13 protein-coding genes and 1 pseudogene are annotated in these 17752 nt (G+C 69.3%); 6 read left to right on the forward strand and 8 right to left on the reverse strand.

Annotation, left to right across the window (positions count from 1 at the left end; translation table 11 throughout):
• Positions 1 to 79: 79 nt before the first annotated feature.
• Positions 80 to 1507, reverse strand: a complete 1428-nt coding sequence (locus Aple_RS21580) for a sulfatase family protein (protein ID WP_246264681.1) — start codon at positions 1505 to 1507, stop codon at positions 80 to 82.
• A gap of 141 nt (positions 1508 to 1648) precedes the next feature.
• Between Aple_RS21580 and Aple_RS21585 the strand changes: the two genes are divergently transcribed.
• Together Aple_RS21585 and Aple_RS21590 are read left to right on the forward strand one after the other, a co-directional pair.
• Positions 1649 to 2620 (forward strand): hypothetical protein, encoded by a 972-nt coding sequence (locus tag Aple_RS21585; RefSeq protein ID WP_155346458.1) that lies wholly within the window; start codon positions 1649 to 1651, stop codon positions 2618 to 2620.
• The gene (locus Aple_RS21590; protein WP_246264682.1) at positions 2617 to 3888 is read left to right on the forward strand and encodes a DUF6716 putative glycosyltransferase; all 1272 of its coding nucleotides are present in this window, start codon (positions 2617 to 2619) and stop codon (positions 3886 to 3888) included. Before Aple_RS21585 ends, Aple_RS21590 begins: the two co-directional genes overlap by 4 nt.
• Before the next feature lie 30 nt (positions 3889 to 3918).
• On the opposite strand, the gene Aple_RS21595 is transcribed toward Aple_RS21590, so the two are convergent.
• Positions 3919 to 4551, reverse strand: a complete 633-nt coding sequence (locus Aple_RS21595) for a TetR/AcrR family transcriptional regulator (RefSeq protein ID WP_246264683.1) — start codon at positions 4549 to 4551, stop codon at positions 3919 to 3921.
• 58 nt (positions 4552 to 4609) lie between these two features.
• On the opposite strand from Aple_RS21595, the gene Aple_RS21600 reads away from it, so the two are divergent.
• The 3 genes from Aple_RS21600 (at position 4610) to Aple_RS21610 (ending at position 9194) form a co-directional block, all read left to right on the forward strand.
• Entirely contained in the window at positions 4610 to 5002 is a 393-nt protein-coding gene (locus tag Aple_RS21600) for a VOC family protein (protein WP_155346459.1), read from the forward strand.
• Positions 4999 to 5442 carry a cupin domain-containing protein gene (locus Aple_RS21605; protein ID WP_155346460.1) on the forward strand — a complete coding sequence of 148 codons (444 nt, stop codon included), beginning with the start codon at positions 4999 to 5001 and terminating at the stop codon, positions 5440 to 5442. The genes Aple_RS21600 and Aple_RS21605 overlap by 4 nt, the downstream gene beginning before the upstream one ends.
• A 212-nt stretch (positions 5443 to 5654) precedes the next feature.
• Positions 5655 to 9194 (forward strand): NACHT domain-containing protein, encoded by a 3540-nt coding sequence (locus tag Aple_RS21610; RefSeq protein ID WP_170321605.1) that lies wholly within the window; start codon positions 5655 to 5657, stop codon positions 9192 to 9194.
• On the opposite strand, the gene Aple_RS21615 is transcribed toward Aple_RS21610, so the two are convergent.
• The 6 genes from Aple_RS21615 to Aple_RS21640 all read right to left on the reverse strand — a co-directional run bounded on the left by Aple_RS21615 (position 9185) and on the right by Aple_RS21640 (position 15638).
• On the reverse strand, positions 9185 to 10474 hold the full coding sequence (locus tag Aple_RS21615; protein WP_155346462.1) for a CHAP domain-containing protein: 1290 nt from the start codon (positions 10472 to 10474) through the stop codon (positions 9185 to 9187). The genes Aple_RS21610 and Aple_RS21615 overlap by 10 nt on opposite strands.
• Before the next feature lie 139 nt (positions 10475 to 10613).
• Positions 10614 to 10952 carry an XRE family transcriptional regulator gene (locus tag Aple_RS21620; protein WP_155346463.1) on the reverse strand — a complete coding sequence of 113 codons (339 nt, stop codon included), beginning with the start codon at positions 10950 to 10952 and terminating at the stop codon, positions 10614 to 10616.
• Positions 10949 to 11326 (reverse strand): type II toxin-antitoxin system RelE/ParE family toxin, encoded by a 378-nt coding sequence (locus tag Aple_RS21625; RefSeq protein WP_218038450.1) that lies wholly within the window; start codon positions 11324 to 11326, stop codon positions 10949 to 10951. The genes Aple_RS21620 and Aple_RS21625 overlap by 4 nt, the downstream gene beginning before the upstream one ends.
• 71 nt (positions 11327 to 11397) lie before the next feature.
• A complete protein-coding gene (locus tag Aple_RS21630; protein ID WP_155346464.1) occupies positions 11398 to 12624 on the reverse strand; it encodes a polysialyltransferase family glycosyltransferase in 1227 nt (408 codons plus the stop codon).
• Positions 12621 to 13544 carry a glycosyltransferase family 2 protein gene (locus tag Aple_RS21635; protein WP_155346465.1) on the reverse strand — a complete coding sequence of 308 codons (924 nt, stop codon included), beginning with the start codon at positions 13542 to 13544 and terminating at the stop codon, positions 12621 to 12623. Before Aple_RS21635 ends, Aple_RS21630 begins: the two co-directional genes overlap by 4 nt.
• Before the next feature lie 30 nt (positions 13545 to 13574).
• Positions 13575 to 15638, reverse strand: a complete 2064-nt coding sequence (locus Aple_RS21640; protein ID WP_155346466.1) for an N-acetylneuraminate synthase family protein — start codon at positions 15636 to 15638, stop codon at positions 13575 to 13577.
• Between the two features lie 622 nt (positions 15639 to 16260).
• On the opposite strand from Aple_RS21640, the pseudogene Aple_RS21645 reads away from it, so the two are divergent.
• A pseudogene (locus tag Aple_RS21645) lies at positions 16261 to 17752 on the forward strand (tetratricopeptide repeat protein); the annotation flags it as partial.

Raw genomic sequence — 17752 nt, forward strand, 5'->3', positions numbered from 1 at the left:
AGGCTGCCACTCTCCGTGACACGCGCAGCTCCGCCCCCCGGGCTGGGGGGCGGAGTTACGAGGCGGGCTGCGAGGCGGGCTAGGAGGCCTCCGGCAGGGCGGCGTCGGCCACGCGGCAGCCGGCGCCCTGGCACCACTGCAGGGCGGCCAGGCGGCTGGACAGGTGGGCGATCAGAGCGGGATCCGCGCCGGCGACGAGGTTGTGGAGCTGGTTCGGGTCGGCGGCGAGATCGTAGAGCTGGCTCTCGCCGGTCTCGTACTCGACATAGCTGTGCCGCGCCGTGCGCAGCATCCGGTACGTCGGCGGAGATCCCGTGGCGTAATCCGGCCGCACGAACTCCACCAGCACGGCGTCACGCCAGCTGACCGGCCGGTTGTGCAGGACGGGCACCAGCGAGCGGCCCTCGCAGAAGCCGGGCAGGCGGGCTCCGGCGAGCTCGGCGAAGGTGGGGCCGAAGTCCACGCTGGAGCCGAGCACGTCGGTGCTGCGACCGGCCGCGACGCCGGGACCGCGCACGATCATCGGCACCCGGATGTCCTCCTCGAAGGGCGTCGTCTTGCCCGGCCTGAGCCGGTGCTGGCCGAGATGGAAGCCGTTGTCGGAGGTGAGGAACAGGTAGGTGTCAGCCAGCTTGCCGGTCCGGGTGAGCTCCGTCACCAGGTCGCCGACCAGGTCGTCCACGCCGAGCATGGCGCGCAGGCGGTCGCGGTACTGGCTGTCGATGGAGTCGATCGCGCTCTCCGACAGCGGTTTGCGCTTGCGCAGCCAGGCGGGTTCGGCGGAGACGTCATGCTGGTCGAAGGCGGGCGTGCGCGGGGCCCGCGCGCCCGGGAACGCCTTCTCGTGGCGGGGGGCGTAGTTGGCGGGGCGGTGCGGGGCGACGGGGGACAGGTAGAGGAAGAACGGGTCGTCCTGGGCGGCGAAGTCGACCGCCTTGCGGGCCAGCACGTCGGTCAGGTAGTCCTCGGGCGCGTAGCCGTGACCGGCGAGCCTGCCGTTGTCGTTGAGCAGGTAGCCGTACTCCTGGTAGAGGTGGGTGACCGGAACCACCCATTCGTCCCAGCCGGGAGGGATGTAGGTGGGATAGACCCCGTCTGGGTACTGATTGAGGTACTTGCCCATCAACGCGGTGCGGTATCCGGCGTCCTGCATCCAGGTCCCGAGCGTCGAGCCCTCCATGGCATGAAATTTCGGGAAACCGCCGGTCGGGTTGCGGTTGGAGGTCACACCATGGCTGTGCACGTACTGCGATCGCAGGATCGACGAGCGGGACGGGCAGCACCACGGGTTGGCGACGAAGAATCGTGAGAAAGTCGTGCCCTGCCGCATGAGCAAAGATGAAATGTTCGGAAACTTCCATAGGTCGTTGGTATCGAGATCATCGGTCAAGATGAAAATGATGTTCGGCTTGCCCGCCGTCTCCGGCAGAAGCGACCTCTCCGCGAGCGCGGGGAACGCCGAACCCAGCAACGCCACCACAGCCACCCAGACCCACCATTTACCCATGGAGCAGATCATTGCCGGGCTACCACCTGCGGAAACGTCCCGGCGCTCACAGGGGGTGAAGATCGTGGCAGTTGTCCCGTGGGCGGCTGTTAACCGGTTGTTCCCTGTTCCGTCGCATCTGACGGCTACGGTGAGCCCGTCGTGAAAGGGTCCTCGGAGAGTTCGGACGGCCAGGCCGTCGCGTGGGTGGAATCCCCCTTACAGCTGCTGTGCGTGATCGAGGCACAGCATGCCGGTCTGCTCGGCCCGGCCACCACGGTCGTGCCGCGGTCAGGGCTGCCCGCGTTGCGCCGCACCCGCGCCGAGATGACCCGTCTCGACCTCCCGCCGGGACTGGAGCTGGCCGACCCCGCCGCGCGCATGCCCAAACCCGGCAAGACCTGGGTGTTCGGTGACGCCTTCTCCGGCCGCGTGCAGCTCAACCTGCTCACCTCGGCCCCTCGCCGGGTCGTCCTGGTCGACGACGGGCTGGCCACGATCCGGCTGCTCGAACTGCTGGTCGCCCGCCGCCCGCTGCTGCGCGCCCGGGTCAAATCCGGCCTGGCCCGCTCGATCCTCGGCGCCGCCGCCGGGCTGCGCCTGCGCGGCGGCAGGCTCTCGGTCTTCACCGCGCTCCCGGTTCCGGACGAGCTGGCCGAGGCCGTCCAGGCCCGCGGCGCCGAACTGGTGCGGCATGACTTCACCTGGCTGCGCTCCCAGCCCGGCGACGTTCCCCCCGACGAGCGGACCGTCGTGCTCGGCACCTCGCTGGTGCGCAACGGCCTGATCCACCGGGACGCGTACGTGAAGTGGCTGGCCGCCATCGACGAACCGGTCGCGTACTACCCGCACCGCCGCGAGGACCCCCGCGACCTGGAACGGGTCCGGCGCATCTCCGGCGTCACCGTGTACGAGACCGGCGTGCCCGCCGAGATGACGCTGCGCGGCCTGCGCCCCGGCCAGCGGGTGCTCAGCCTGCCGTCCACGGCCGTCACCTCGCTGCGCATCCTGCTGCGGGCCCGCGGCGTCTCGATCGAGACCGTCGAGGTCCCCGACGATTGGTGGACGGCCTCCGCCGGTCCGTCCCTCCGTTCCCATCTCCAACTCTTCGCCCATGAAAGGGTTGCTCCTTGACCCGCGCCACCCCTGACCGCCTGCTCGTCCCGGTTCCCCTGCGCGTGCTCGCCGTCGCCGACTCCGACTCGTACCTGAAATGGGCGGCGGGCCTGCTCGACGCCGCGCCCCAGGGCTGGACCACGGAGCTCGCGGTCGTCCGCACCCCGATCACCCCGTCGCCCGGGCAGATCGCGGCGGCTGTGAGCGGCACCCGATTCGACGCGGCCCGGTCGCCGGTCCAGTCGCCGGACGAGGAGGGGCCGACGCAGGTGCTCGGCGCCCGCGGCCTGCGCAAGGCGGCCGAGCGGTTCCGTCCCGACGTGGTGCTGCTGGCCTGCACGGGACCGGTGGTGGACGCGCTGGCCGCCGAGGTGCTGGCCGGGCTGAAGCCGCGGCCGGTGTTCGCGACCGGGCTGCCCGGGATCTCGGTGCCCGCGACCGAGAAGGCCTGGCTGTTCCGCAGCGGCTGCGACCTGTTCATCCTGCACAGCGGCCGTGAGGTGGGGGAGTTCACCCAGTTGGCGGGGGAGCTCGGCGGGGGCGGGGAGATCGCGCTGGCGCGCCTGCCGTACCTGGATCTGGGGAGCCGGGGAAGCGGCGATCGGGTGATCTTCGCGACCCAGGCCAAGGTCCCGGCCAAGCGAGAGGATCGCGAGAACATCCTGCTCGCGCTGCAGTCGCTCGCCGACGCCCGGCCCGAGCTGGACATCGTGGTCAAGCTCCGGGCCCGCGACGACGAGCGCCAGACCCACAACGAGCGCCACCACTACGAGCGCCTCTGGACCACGATGGCCGCCGACGGCCGGGTCCGGGCCGGGGCGGTCCGCTTCGAGGCCGGTCCCATGCACGAGCACCTGGCCCGCGCGGGCGGGTTCGTGACGGTCAGCTCGACCGCCGCCCTGGAGGCCATCGCCCAGGACGTCCCGCTGCTGATCCTGTCCGACTTCGGCGTCAGCGCCGAAATGATCAACCTCGTCTTCGAGGGCAGCGGCACCCTCGGCACCCTCGACGACCTGGCCAAAGCCGACTTCCGCACCCCCGCCCCCGACTGGTGCCAGGCCAACTACTTCCACGACGCCGCCACCAGCGACTGGATCTCCCGCCTGTCCGCCCTCGTCATCGCCGCCCGCGAGGGCTCCCTCACCCCGGCACGCTCCCTCCTCGACGGCCCCGCCCACGCCTCCGCCCGCCGCCGCGCCCGCCTCCGCATCGAAATCCCGCCCCGCGTCCTCAGGTACGGCTACCGCACCAAACGCCGAATCCGCCGCTACCTGAAGCCCTTCTGAAGTTCGTCGAGGGTGGCCGGGTGTCCGCCGTTACTGCCGCGCGCCTAGCAGCAGGCCGTGGGAAAGGTGGTCGGTGGCCCATTTTTCCCACTGTGCCGTGGTCCATGCGCATTCGCGGGTCATGACGAGGAACAGGTCCGGCGACAGCAGGCCGACGGTGACGCCGGTGGCCCGGCGCCTGGTCAGGCCGGGCCGCAGGGCGTGCCGGCGGGCCAGGATGGCGACGAACTCGCCGTGCGCGGTGTGCCGTTGCTCGCTGTTGGCGGCCCATTGGGCGGCCATGTCGGGATCGCCGGCGGCGGCGTCGCGGACCACCGCGAGGACGGGGGCGACCCGGTCGAGGATGACGCCGCTGAGGTGGACCCACCTCCGCACGACCGCCGCCGGATCCGGCGCCTCCTGCAGCGCGGCGAACCACGGCCGTCGCAGCAGCGGCACGGGCGCGTCGTCGCCCACGGAGGCGACGTCGACCACGTGCTTGAGCAGCTGGCTCTTGTTTCCGTAGTGGAAATACACCGTCTGCACCGACACCTCGGCCGCGTCGGCGACCTGCTGGAAGGTCGTCCCGGCATAACCCCGCACGACGAACAGCTCGTGCGCGGCGCTCACGATCCGGCTTCTGGTCTGCGCGGAGCGCCCTTTGGAGCTCTTGACGTCTGGCACCGATTTAGAGTACCACTTTAGAGTATTGCTTTAGAGTGATACTACAAACGAGGTGATCATGACCGTCTTAGGTGGCTTCCACCACGTCAAGTTGCCCGTCTCGAGCGTGCACAAGAGCCTGGAGTGGTACCGGCGCGTGTTCGGTCTCGAGGTGGCGATCGAGTTCGTCGAGGACGGCGTCCTGCGCGGCGTCGCGCTGCGCGATGCCGGCCACACCCTCATGCTCGCGCTGCGCGAGGACCCGCCGCGGGCGGCCGGGCTGGCCGGGTTGGATCCGCTCGCGCTCGGCGTGCCGACCGTGCGGGAGTTACGCGGCTGGTCGGACCGTCTGGACGTGCTCGGCGTGGAGCACACCGAACTCACCGAAGGCAGCGTGGGCTGGCTGATCGGCGGCATCCTCGACCCCGACGGCATCGAGATCCGGCTCTACACCCACGAGGAGCGATCATGAGCGCGCTCTACCTGCCCGCCGGCGCCGGCACCACCCTCGACTTCCTCGGCACCACCATGACCATCAAGGCGGGCCACGCGCAGACCGGCGACGCCCTGACCCTCATCGAGCAGGAGTGCCCTCCTGGCTTCGCCACCCCCCACCACGTGCACCAGCACGACGACGAGGCGTTCTACGTGCTGGCCGGAACGATCCACGTCCACTGCGGCGACCAGGCCTGGCAGGCCGAAGCCGGCGCCTTCGTCCTGCTGCCCCGCCACCTGCCCCACGCCTTCGCCAACCGGGGCGACCACCCCCTGCGCCTACTCCAGCTGACCTGGCCGGCCGGTTTCGAACACTTCGCCACCGACATCGCCGGCTCCGGCCCACCCGACGCCACCCTGCTGACCGAGGTGGCCACCCGGCATGGCTACCAGATCATCGGCCCACCACCGGCGTGACAGAGGTCGCCGATTCGCCAATCGGAACTCGAATTACGGGCCGGCCAAAAGAGGTCGCTACTTAAGTCGTATTCAGAGGGTTATGGTGGCCCTGCCTCGTTATGGCACAGCCATCGTTTATGATCCGTTCTGTGCCCGGCAGGAGACGGCGAAACATCCGTAATGCGATAATTTTGGCGTTGGGAATTGCTTTTGTCGTGTTGGCGGGATGGATGCTGAGTTCCGACCTGCCCGGAAACGATTCCCGCGCCAGTGTGATCAGCCTGTTCGTGGGCGTGGCGGCGCTCGGCGTGTCGATCGCCGACTACCTGCGCGACCGTCCGCGTGCGGCTTTCATCGCCCAGGAATTGGCTGACGACCTGGCCGAAAGCATTCAGGGACAATGGCTGGACGAGGCCAGGGCCCGCGGGCTTCGCGAGACCGGCGTGCTGCCTCTGACCTGGTCGGCGACCGAACGTGACGTCAGCGACGACGCCGATGTCCTTACCGGGCTCCCCGAAACCGGACGCGTTGTGAGGTTGCGCCTGGACGGCCGGTTGGAGGCCGGATTCGAACAGGCCATGCGCCAACTCGCCACCGAATATCAGCGGGTCCGAAGTGAGCGTCTCGTCATATTGGGAGAACCCGGCGCGGGAAAAAGTGTGCTGGCGATACTGCTCACTCTCGGGCTGCTGGAAAGCCGTGCGGCGGGCACGCGGGTGCCCGTCCTGCTGCCCGCCTCCTCCTGGGATCCGATCAGCGAATCCATGGACGAGTGGATCGTTCAGGCGCTGGCCACTTCTTATTACAACGGCCAGCGCGAGATTCCCCGGCTGCTGAACGACCGCCGTTTATTACTGCCGGTCGTCGACGGGCTGGACGAGATCCCCGAGTCGTCCCGGCGCACGGCGGTCCGGGCCATCAACCGGGCGATCGGGCGCGATCAGCCCGTGGTGGTCACCTGCAGGTCCGCCGAGTACGAGGATGTCATCGAGGGCGGCGTGCCCGTGTTGCGCCGCGCGCCGGTGGTCGAGGTCGCCCCGGTTCCGGTCGACGACGTCATCGCCTACCTGGCCGAGGTGGACTGGTCGCCGGAGACCGACTGGACGCCGGTGTTCGCCCGGCTGCGCTCCGATCCGGACAGCCCGGTCGCCACCGCGCTGTCCACGCCGCTGATGGTCTCGATGGCACGGCGCGTCTACCAGCGGCTCGGCGGAGATCCGGCCGAACTGCTGGACGACTCCCGGCTCGACTCCCGGCACGCGGTCGAGGACCGGCTGGTCGAGCGGATGATCGAGGCCGCCTACCGGCCGGAACCCGCGGCCTCGGGCCGGCCGTCCGGCAAGCCCGCGTGGAACGCGGACAAAGCCAGGAACTGGCTGATCTTCCTGGCCCGCTATCTGCATCAGCATCGCGAACGCGACCTGGCCTGGTGGCAGCTCAGCCAGCGCCTGCTGTCACCGTGGGTCGCGCCCGGCATCGGCCTGAGCTGGGGCCTGTTCTTCCTGCTCACGATGGTGGGCCTGGTCCTGGTGCAGGGGTTCGACAGCGTGGCGGCCAGCGGGATGACCGTCGGCCTGGTCGTGAGCGTCACCTTCGCGCTGCTGGCAATCGTGGCCTGGTTCGTCGGCTCCGGCCGCGCGCCCGGGCGGTTGTCCTTCGCGGCGGCCGGGTCGCTGGGGCGGTTGCGCCGGGGATTCCGGACCGGAGTGGCGCTGGCCACGATCCTGTTCGTACCGGTGATGGTGACGCTCGCCATCTTCTACGTGCTGTTCTCCTTCGGGTTCACGCCGATCGCCGGTGATTTCTGGACCGAGTTCCTGATGGGCGGGGCGCTGGTGGGTCTCGTCGGCGTCGCGATGGCCGCCCACAGCTGGCTGGACGCGCCGCCCGCGCGGTCGGTCCAGGCCAGCCCGCTCGGGTTCCTCCAGCAGGATCGCCGTTCCGCGCTCGTCGGAGCGGTGGCGGCGGGCACGATTCTCGGGCTGGCGCTGATCCCCGCGCTCAGGCTTGGCATGATGATCGCCGGTATCAGCCAGGCGGTGGGCACCGGATGGTCGGGCGAACCCCAGCCACTGGACTTCAGCCGCGCCAACCGGACCGCCTTGATGATCATCGCAACGGTGTCCGGCAGCGCGAGCGTGCTGATCGGTCTCGGGTTCGGCCTGCTGGTGCTGCTGACCCGGGCCTGGCCGCGCTTCGTCATCGCCCGGCTGATACTCGCGGTCCAGGGCCGGTTGCCGTGGCGCCTGCTGAGCTTCCTGGCCTTCACCAGGGAGCAGGAATTGCTACGCCAGTCGGGCGGCATGTACCAGTTCCGGCATATTCGCGTGCAGGAATGGCTCGCCACTCAGCCGCACGCCGCCGTCTCGGCAAGCTCGGCGCGGGCGGCTCGATGGCGGCCGCGTATTCTGCTGGCGGCGGCCGCCGCGACCGTGCTGGTCGTCTGGAATGTCGTCGTCGGCGCCTTACCCGAAGACCTGTCCCGGGCCACCCTGGTAGCGGGGCAGGACACGGTGATCAGCCCGGACGGCTCGATACTGGCCACCACGGAGGCCAACAGCGGAACCACGCTTCTGTGGCGGATGGACGATCCCAGCGGGCGGCCGCGACACGAGACCACCATCCACGCCCATTCCGTCCGCCTCATGACCTTCAGTCCGGATGGCGGCACGCTCGCCATCATCGAGGACTTCGATTCCCCCGATCGGGCCATGCAGGACCGGGACAGTTTGTCGCTGTGGGACACCGGCACCGGGCGGCTGCGTCATCGGCTTACTTTTCCAGGACAGGTCATTCCCCATGGCACATCGATGGTGTTCAGCCCCGACAGCGGCACGATTGCCATCACCAGCGAGCTACCCTCCACCGATTACCAGCGCATGGTCTCTTTCTGGGATGTCGCCTCCGGTCAACCGCGAGCATGGCCCGTTTCCACCCCCGCCAGTCCCGTCACGCTCGCCCGATTCAGTCCGGACGGGCGGACGCTCGCCGCGGTCAGCGCGAAAAGCGGCAGCGTCTGGCTCTGGGACACGGCGACCGGCCGGCCCCGGCAACGGCTCACCATCGAAGGCGATCCGCTGTTCGGAGTCGTCTCGCTGACCTTCAGCCCGGACAGCCGTACGCTGGCCACGATCGCCAGTCTGGACTCCGGCGACTCCCCCGCGTGGTTGTGGGACACCACCACAGGCTCGCCGCGCTACCAACTCGTTGTCGAAGGCGAGTCGCCTTACAACGTCGACTTGCTGAAGTTCAGCCAGGACAGTCGCGTCCTGGTCAGCATCGGCAACGAAAGTGACTGGCTGTGGGATGTCGCCACCGGCCGGAATCGATATCCGCTCACCGTCAACGGCAAAGCCGTCTTCGACATCACGGAGCTGGTGTTCAGTCCGGACGGCCGGACGCTGGCCACGCTCAACGAGAATTACTCCGGCAGCGGTGGCGCCCGGTTGTGGGATATGGCCAATGGCCGGCATCACGGCCAGCTTGTCATCAGACCGAGCGCTCAGACCCTGTCCGGAACTCTGGCCTTCAGTCCTGACGGCCGGATCGCCGCCACCGCCGCGGGGAGCATGGAACGCGATCCGGCCGGCGTCTGGTTGTTCGACGTGGCCACCCGGCAGGCGGTCCAGTACCTGACCGGCCATACGGACTATGTTTCCCTTGTGTGGTTCAGCCGGGATGGCCGGACGGTGTTCACCGTGAGCGAGGACGGCACGATCCGGCTCTGGGACGTCAACGCTGATTCGCCGCGGATGCCGCTTCAGAAGTAGCCGGTGAAGCCCTTGGTGATGGTCGTGGCGGGGGCATCGCCGAACGAATGGGTGGTCCCGGTCTTCGTGATGATCGTGTAGCCGCTGGCGGAATGAGTGATATCCGCCGCTTCTGGTGACCCGGTAGGCAGGTCGCCCAGGTGTTTCGCGTCGCCGAAGGCGTAGACGTGGCCGGTCTTGTCGAGGAGCACGTAGCCCTTGCCGGTGGGTGTCGCGGACATGGCGACGATCGCGGCGTCGAAGGTGGTGGCGTTGCCGTGCCAGGGGGCGGTGCCGTGGATCTGGCCCGCGGAGGTCAGCAGCCAGTAGCCGTCCTTGGTCGCCTCTATGTCGACGAATCGGCCTGAATAGCCTTCTGGGCTGCGGGTCGGCTTCTTCCCCGGGGCGAAGACACGTCCCGTGGCGTCGGCCAGCAGCAGCCCTTCGTCTGTGGTCGTGATCGCCGTGACGTCGGCTTTGATCGTGGGGTACGGCTTCGCGTCGCCGTACGGGAAGATCTGGCCGGTCGAGCTCGCCAGCCAGTAGCCGTTGCCCGTCCGGGTCGCGGCGGCGTCGACGATGCGGCCGCTCAAGGATGTTGGCGGGCGGTGGGGGAGCGGGCCGCCGAAGGCCTGGCCGGTTGAGGTCACCGAGAGGAGGGCGGTTCCGATGGGGTGGATGCCACCGCCGTTGACGAGCTCCTCATAGGTGGGGGCACCGCCGCCGTACGACAGGATGCCGATGTTCGCGGGAGACCGGACCACGCCCGCGACGCTATAAGAGGCCCAGAAGCTGTCGAGGACGCCACCGTGCCAGCGCATCGGATTCCGGACGACCTTCGAGTTCTGACCGACGGTCATCACGCTGCGGGTACCGTCCCGATTCGGGGCGATGGATTCGACGATCACGACGTGCCCGGCCTGGCCGGTGCGGTTCATGACGATCATGTCGCCGGGGACGATGTCGGTGATCGCGCCATTGGGCTGGGGCGCCATCCGCAACGCCGACGCCTTGGTGAAGATGTGCGAGGCGACGCCGACCCCGGCGAAGACACCCTTGTGCCAGCCACGCCGCTGGTAGAACCGCTGCGCCAGCTCCACACACTGCCACCAGTTGGACGACACGCCCCCCACGTGCGGCTGACCGGCGCACGTCCGCGCGGTGCTACTCCCGCAGATCGGCACCCCGCCCCCGGCGAACCAGGCGGCCCCGGCCATCCGAAGCGGCGCTCCGGCGGATGCCTCCGCCGGGCCACCCGCCACCAGCCCCAGAACCACTCCCGCCGTGATGATCTTCCGCAAGACTCGTCCTTCCGTCGCGAATGCCATCCGGAAGCTTGCCGATAAAGCAGAAGAATCGCCGCGTTAATGCCCTTTAGGTATGCGTCTCAGTTAATTCGGCCATGTCGTAATTCGCCACCAAGGGCTTGTCGTATACCGATCAGGCGATCTTGTATTCGGTGTCGCCGAAGTCTGCGATCACACGCATTTTCCCGCCAAGGGCTTCCACGTAGGCGCGCAGGGTGGACACCTCGACTCGATCCAGCTCGCCGTGCTCGATGGCTGACACCCGAGGCCCGGAGACCCCCATGGCCGCCGCCACGTCACGCTGGGTCAAATCCTGTTCCCGGCGGATCTCCGCCAGCCGGTAGGCACGGATCTCAGCCGCCATCCGCTCCATCGCGGCGTCTTTCTCCACCTGCGAGCGCACCGGCAACCCGGCCGCCTTCCGCCGCTCGTGCGCCTTACGCTTGACCTCGTCCCAGCCGACCGCGCTCATTCGTACTCCCTGGTATGCAATTCCGCCACGTGCTGGGCGAGTCGTTTCTCGGCGAGTGGAATGTTGACTTCGTACCAGTCGCTCCAGTCGCCCGCCTTGTCGCCGGCGACAAGGAGCACCGCGCGACGGATCGGGTCGAAGGTGAAGATTATCCTTATCTCGCTCCGCCCCGATGACCCCGGGCGAAGCTCCTTCATGTGATGGTTCGTCGAACCTTTGAGCCGGTCCGCGTATGGCCGACCTAGCGTCGGTCCGACGCGGGCGAGCATATCGATCGCGTCTTCCACCAGCTCAGCGCTCTCCCAATCCTCCTCGCACAATCTCTCGAACCACTCGCCGACCTCCGCCACGAGAACGATTTCCCATCCAGTCACCAGCGTAACTTAACACTGGTGTTAAGTATAGGCCGGGAGAACGGCGTAGCCGAGGACTCCGCGCTGTTCCTCTAGCGGCCGCGGATCAGGGACCGGAGGCGGGAGCGGGGCTGGGTGGGGAGGTTGAGGGATTCCAGGCGGCGGCGTTTGAAGTAGCGGATGGGGCCGTTGGATTCCAGGTAGGAGTGGGTGGGTTCGCGGAGTTCGGGGTGGGCGGTGGGTTGCATGCAGTAGGCGACTGCGTTGATTAGGCCGGGGAGGTCGATCTTGGGTGGGTCGGTGAGGGAGCCGTCGGGGTCCAGGCGGGGGAAGGTGGCGTCGGCGATGGTGACCGGGACGCGGTTGCTGTTTTCGTACGGGGTGAGGCGTTCCAGTAGGAGTTCGGTGCCCATTGTGGCCACTGGCAGGCCGAAGAAGAGTTTGGCCGTGGTCAGTGCTGTGGAGAAGCAGCTGACCACGAGCTTTGGGCGTACTGCGGCGAAGAGGGCCTCGGCGGGGGTGCCTTCGGTGGGGAAGGTGAGGCGGGCGCCCAGGTCGGCGGCGAGGCGGCGTAGTTCGCGGCCCTGGCGGTGGCGGGCGGCCGGGTGCGGCTGGAAGATCACCTCGCGGTGGCCGCGGGCGACGACGGCGCGCAGCATCCCGGCGTGCAGCTGGTTCTCCTCGTCCTCGGTGAGGATGCCCAGGGACGACAGGTACTGGCCGAGGATGATCGCCTCGCCGTAGACCGCCGGGGTCTCGATCTTGGGGAAGTACTCGGCGGGGATGGTCTCGGCGGGCACGCCGTACTCGCTGAGCAGGAGCGGGGCGACGCCGGGGACCAGGCCGAGGTGGATCAGGCGGGTGACCCGGGAGGAGATCTCGCCGGGCAGCACGTCGCGGGTCGGGCTGTGGGCCATCAGGCCGTCGGAGTAGACCGTGATCGGGCAGTCCTTGAACAGGCCGGGCAGGCTGCGCGCGGGCGGCACGATCACCGACTCCAGCACGAGTTCCCGCAGGTCCGTGACGCCGAGGTGGGACAGCAGCAGCCGGCCAAGCATCGGGACCTCGATCGTGCGGGCCTTCCACTCCGACGGGTGCAGCGGCGCGATGATCTCGTTCCACGAGTGCACCTCGTCGAAGCGGTCCCGCAGCGTGGCGAAGGCCGGCGTCTCGTCCAGGCCGAGCGAGATCTCGGGGATGTCGGCGTTGTTGGTCACGATCAGCACCCGCCGCCCGGACGGGCCGAACGCGCCGGAATCGATCGCGGCCGCGAGCGTCATCGCGCCGAACAGGCGGGAGGCGTGGAACACCGTCGTCATGTGGGCCTCAGCAGGGCGCGGCGGTCAGGGTCCAGGCTGCCGAGCGCGTCGGCCACCAGGTCGGCGGGCAGTCCCGCCAGGGTCGCCGCGCCGCGCTCGGCGAAACGTGCCGCGGTGTCTGGAGTGAGCCGGTCGCTCATCTCCAGGTGATTGGCGAGCAACGCGCAGAACGTCCGGACCGCCTTCGCCCGGAACGGATCCTCGACCTCGGCCAGGACCAGGTCGAAGGCGTCGAAGAAGTGCAGCTGGCGCTCGTCGCCGATCCGGGTCAGCGACTGCGGCAGGCCGCGCCGGTAGAACACGCCCGACAGCGAGACCACCGCGAACGACTTGGCCCGCTGGTGCAGCCGCCAGATCCACGGCCGGTCCTCGGCGGTGTGCAGGCCGTCCGGGAAGGCGAGCAGGTCGCCGAGCTCGCGGCGGTAGATGCCCGCCCACGCGTACGGATAGTCGACCATGGTCTTCGCGGCCGTCGGCAGGATCGCGTCCCGCGGATCCAGGACCACGTCACGGCGGGCCTCCGGAGCGCGGTGCGGCTCCCTCTTGCGGCCGTCCGACTGGACGTGGTCGACCCGGACGAAATCGCAGCCGAGGCCGTCGATCGCGGCTACCAGCGCCACCAGGTAGCCGCGCCCGATCCAGTCGTCCCCGTCCAGGAACGTCACGTACCGCCCGGACGCCAGCTTCAGCCCCGCGTTCCGCGCGCTCGCCAGCCCGGCCGCCTCGGCGTGCCTGATCACGTGCAGCGCGGGCAGCTCGTCCCGGAACTCGGCCACGATCTCGCCGGTCGCGTCCGCGGAGCCGTCGTCGACGACGATCACCTCGAAGTCCGCGCGCGCGTTGCGCGCCAGCGAGGTCAGGGCGTCCGCGATGTACGGCTCGCCGTCCCGCACCGGCACGATGACCGACAGCGTGATCAAGATCCTCCTCCGAGGGCTCGGCGGTCCGGGTCAGACCGTCACGCGGCGCAGGCGGGCCCGGGGGGCCTCCTCGCCGGGGAAGACCCGCTTGACGCCGTCGCCCAGCGCCGACTCGATGATCCGGATGTCCCGGACCAGGTGCTCGAGGCCGCTCGGCTCCAGCGAGGCCGCGTGGTCGGAACCCCACATCGTCCGGTCCAGGGTGATGTGGCGCTCCACCGTGACCGCGCCCAGCGTAACCGCCGCGAGCGAGATCTGCAGGCCGCGCTCGTGGCCGGAATAGCCGACGGGCACGCCGTACCGGTCCTGGAGGGTGACGATCGTGCGGAGGTTGGCCTCCTCCGGCGGCAGCGGGTAGGTCGAGGTGGCGTGCATCATCACGAGCTTGGCGGTGCCGAGGATCTCCACCGCCTTGTCGATCTCCTCCAGCGTGGACATGCCGGTGGACAGGATGATCGGCTTGCCGGTGGCGGCCAGCGCGCGCAGCAGCTCGTGGTCGGTCACCGAGGCCGAGGCCACCTTGTGGGTGACCACGTCCATCTCCTCCAGGAACTGCACCGACGGCACGTCCCACGGGGAGGCGAACCAGTCGATGCCGCGCTCCTCGCAGTACTTGGCGATCTGGGTGTACTCGTCGCGGCCGAACTCGGTGCGGATCTTGTACTCCAGGTACGTCATCTCGCCCCACGGCGTCTGCCGCATCTGGCCGCGCTGCTCCGGGGGCACGCAGATCTCCGGGGTGCGCTTCTGGAACTTGACCGCCTGGCAGCCCGCCTCGACGGCCACGTCGATCAGGCGGCGGGCGATGTCCACGTCGCCGTTGTGGTTGATGCCGATCTCGCCGATCACGTACACCGGGTGGCCCGGGCCGAGCAGGGCGTCGCCGATCCGTACGCTGGGGGCCTGGGCCGGCCGGGGGCGGAAGGTCAGCGGGCTCAGCGGCGGCTGCTCCGTCTCCGCCAGCGGCGGGCGGGCCGCCAGCACCCGGTCGCAGAGCTCGCGGACCGCGCCCGCGCCACCCGTGCGGGTGAGTACGACCCGGGCGGCGGCCCGGACCCGCGGATGCGCGTCGGGAACCGCGACGGGCCAGCCGACCAGCTGCATGCAGGCCAGGTCGTTCAGGTCGTTGCCGACGTAGGCCACCCGCGCCGGGTCGAGGCCCTCGATGGCCAGCCAGTCCCGCAGCGCCGTCTGCTTGGTGTTCAGCCCCTGCAGCACCGGCACGCCCAGCTTGCGCGCCCGGGCCGCCACCACCGGGTTCTGCTCGGTCGACAGCACCAGCAGCTTGACCCCCGACCGCTTGAGCAGCGCCACGCCCATGCCGTCCGACCGGCTCACCGCGACCATCTCCCGGCCCTCGGAGTCCACGTAGGCCCGGTCGTCGGTGTGCACCCCGTCGAAGTCGGTGATCACCGCGTCCACGTCGATCGGCTGCGGCTCGTCCACGAACGGCGCCAGCGCCCGTACGATCTCCAGGTCCTCGGGCGTGTCCACCTCGACGGCGTGCCGGGCCGGGACCGGCTGCACGGCCACGGTGCCGAAGAACCGGTGCCCGCGCTCGCGCAGCCCCGCCGTCCGCATCACGTAGAACGCGCCGGTCTCCCGGTAGTGCGGCTCGCGGTCCTGGCGGCGCGGCCGGTGCGCCGGGTCATGATTGATCCCGCTGCCGTCGATGCTCCAGACGAACTCGTAGGTCTCCATACCCGAGAAGACCACGTCGGCCTCGCCGTCGAGCACCTTCGCGATGGCCGCGTCCAGGTCCTTGGGGTCGATGAAGGCGCTGGTGCACTGCACCAGGATCACGATCTCCGGCTCCTCGCCGAGCGCGTCCAGCACGTGCAGCACCGCCGACTCGCTCGACGCCGTCCCGCCGCTCAGATCCGCCGGTCGCGGCACCACCCGCGCCCCCGCCTGCTCGGCCGCGTCCGCGATCCCCGCGTGATCGGTGCTCACCACGACCGTGTCGACCAGCTCCGCGCGCACGCACGTCTCCACCGCCCGGGACACCAGCGGCGTCCCGCCCACGCGCTCCAGGTTCTTCAGCGGAACTCCCACCGAACCTCCACGGGCGGGAACAACGGCAAGCACTCGCACGGGACACTCCTCTTACCTGCGGCAATATGCCCCGAGCCCGGGGGTGCCTGGAAACCTAGCCATGAGGGTGACCCACAAGGGGATTAGCAGCTGAACGGCCAGGGGCTTAAATCTGAACTTTCCGTGCCGCTGGATGGACCACTAGCCCCCTCATCTGGAGGGGAAGTGGTTCTGGTTGCCTGCGTGGCCAGACGGATTGAATGAAGGTAAGCGAGGGCCGTCCACAAGCTTGAGCTGTCGGTTCACCCGCTCCGCTCCGCAAGACGCCCGTCCGGAGAAGCCCCCGTATCGTCCGGACGGGCCGCCCCCGATGGTGATCCTCTCACCGCCCTCAATCGGGGGCCCCAGACCCTCGCCAGAGGGGTCGCAGGCCCGCCGGGCTCAGCCGGCGGGCCTGCCGTGTTCATGCCCGAGCTACCACGAATTCGCCGACCTGCCCCGCCACCCGCCTTGAACCAACAGGCAAACCTGACGGCGGGTTGAGCCGTCCTCGCCGTCCGAAGGATCTCCTTCAGTGGGCAGCGCTCGGCGCTGGCGTGACGGTTGGGTGTCAACGACACCGTTCCGCTATCCGTCTTCTGTTCGGCGTGCGAATCTCCGGTCACGGGCGAAGGGCGGCATCATGCGGACGGGCCGGTGGCAGGAGCATCGCCTACTGATCACCATGGTGGCGTTGGCCGGGCTAGGTGCCGCCACAGCCGCTCTCACCGCTTTCAAGGTGACCAGCCCGTGGGCGATCGGTGGCGCTGCGGTAGGGGTGGCGATCGTGGCCGTGCTGTCGGGTCTGGCCCAAGAACGCTACAAGCGGCTGACGGCCCGCCGCGATGAGAGCACGCTCAAACTTCAGGACGGCTGCCTGGTACTGCCCAGCGGACGGCTGCCTACGGTCACGCAGATCGATGACCCCCTCCGGCTGGGGGTGCATCCGGCGATCGTGCTCACGCCCACTACCGAGGCCGAGGTCAAGCCCCCGGTGTATGTGCCCCGCGACGTCGATGAACAAGTCCGCGAACAGTTAGCCACCGGAGGATTCCTTCTGCTGGTAGGCGACTCCACTGCGGGCAAGTCCCGGACCGCCTTCGAAGCCATGCGGGCCACCCTGCGCGATCACCTGGTGATCGCCCCGCACGACCGCAGCGCCCTCCCGGCCGCCATCGACCATGCCGCCCGCGCCACCCGGGCCGTGCTGTGGCTCTCGGACCTGGAGCACTATCTCGGCACCGGTGGCCTGACCCGCGAGCAGATCGCCCGCCTGACCCTGGGCAAAGGTCATCGGGTCATCCTGGCCACCCTGCGCAGCGCCGAACAAGCCCGCCTGACCAGCCCCCCGAGCGAAATTGACGACACGGCACGTTCCAGCGGACGCGAGATCCAAGAGACGCTGGAACAGGCCCAGGTCATCCGGTTACCGCGCCGGTTCAGCCCCAGCGAACTGGAACGGGCACGCGCGCGCACCTGGGATGCCCGCATCGCCTCAGCGCTCCAGCGGGCCGACGAATTCGGGATCGCCGAGTACCTGGCCTCCGGCCCCGAACTCCAACGCGACTTCCACAACGCCTGGGACGTCGGGCTCAACCCGCGTGGTGCCGCCCTGGTCGCCGCCGCCATCGACTGCCGCCGCGCCGGATACACCAGCCCCGCCCCCCGCGCCCTGATCGAAGAACTCCACACCACCTACCTGGACGCCAAAGGCGGCCACCGGCTACAGCCCGAACCACTGGAAGCGGCATGGGCCTGGGCGACCCGGCCGCGACGCGCCACCACCGCCCTGCTATCGCCCACACCCGAGACCGGAGGAGAGGGCGACAGGGCTGGAGGTCATGTCGTGGTCTTCGACTACCTCGTAGACGCCGCCCAGCAAGCCGAAGGCCCTCTGGCCCACATCCCGGAGCCGCTGATCCAAACCGCCCTCACGCACGTCTACCATCCCGACGACGCCGACCAGATCGCTTCCACCGCCGACCGTCAAGGCCGCTATCACCTTGCCGAACCCGCCTTGCGTATTGCACTGACCTTCCACAGACAGTGGTCAGGTGAGGAGCACCCCGACACTCTGACCGACCGGGGCGACCTGGCGTTCGTGCTGCGGGCGCTGGGGCGGTTGGGTGAGGCCG

It is taken from the genome of Acrocarpospora pleiomorpha, from assembly GCF_009687885.1.
GTDB lineage: Bacteria > Actinomycetota > Actinomycetes > Streptosporangiales > Streptosporangiaceae > Acrocarpospora > Acrocarpospora pleiomorpha.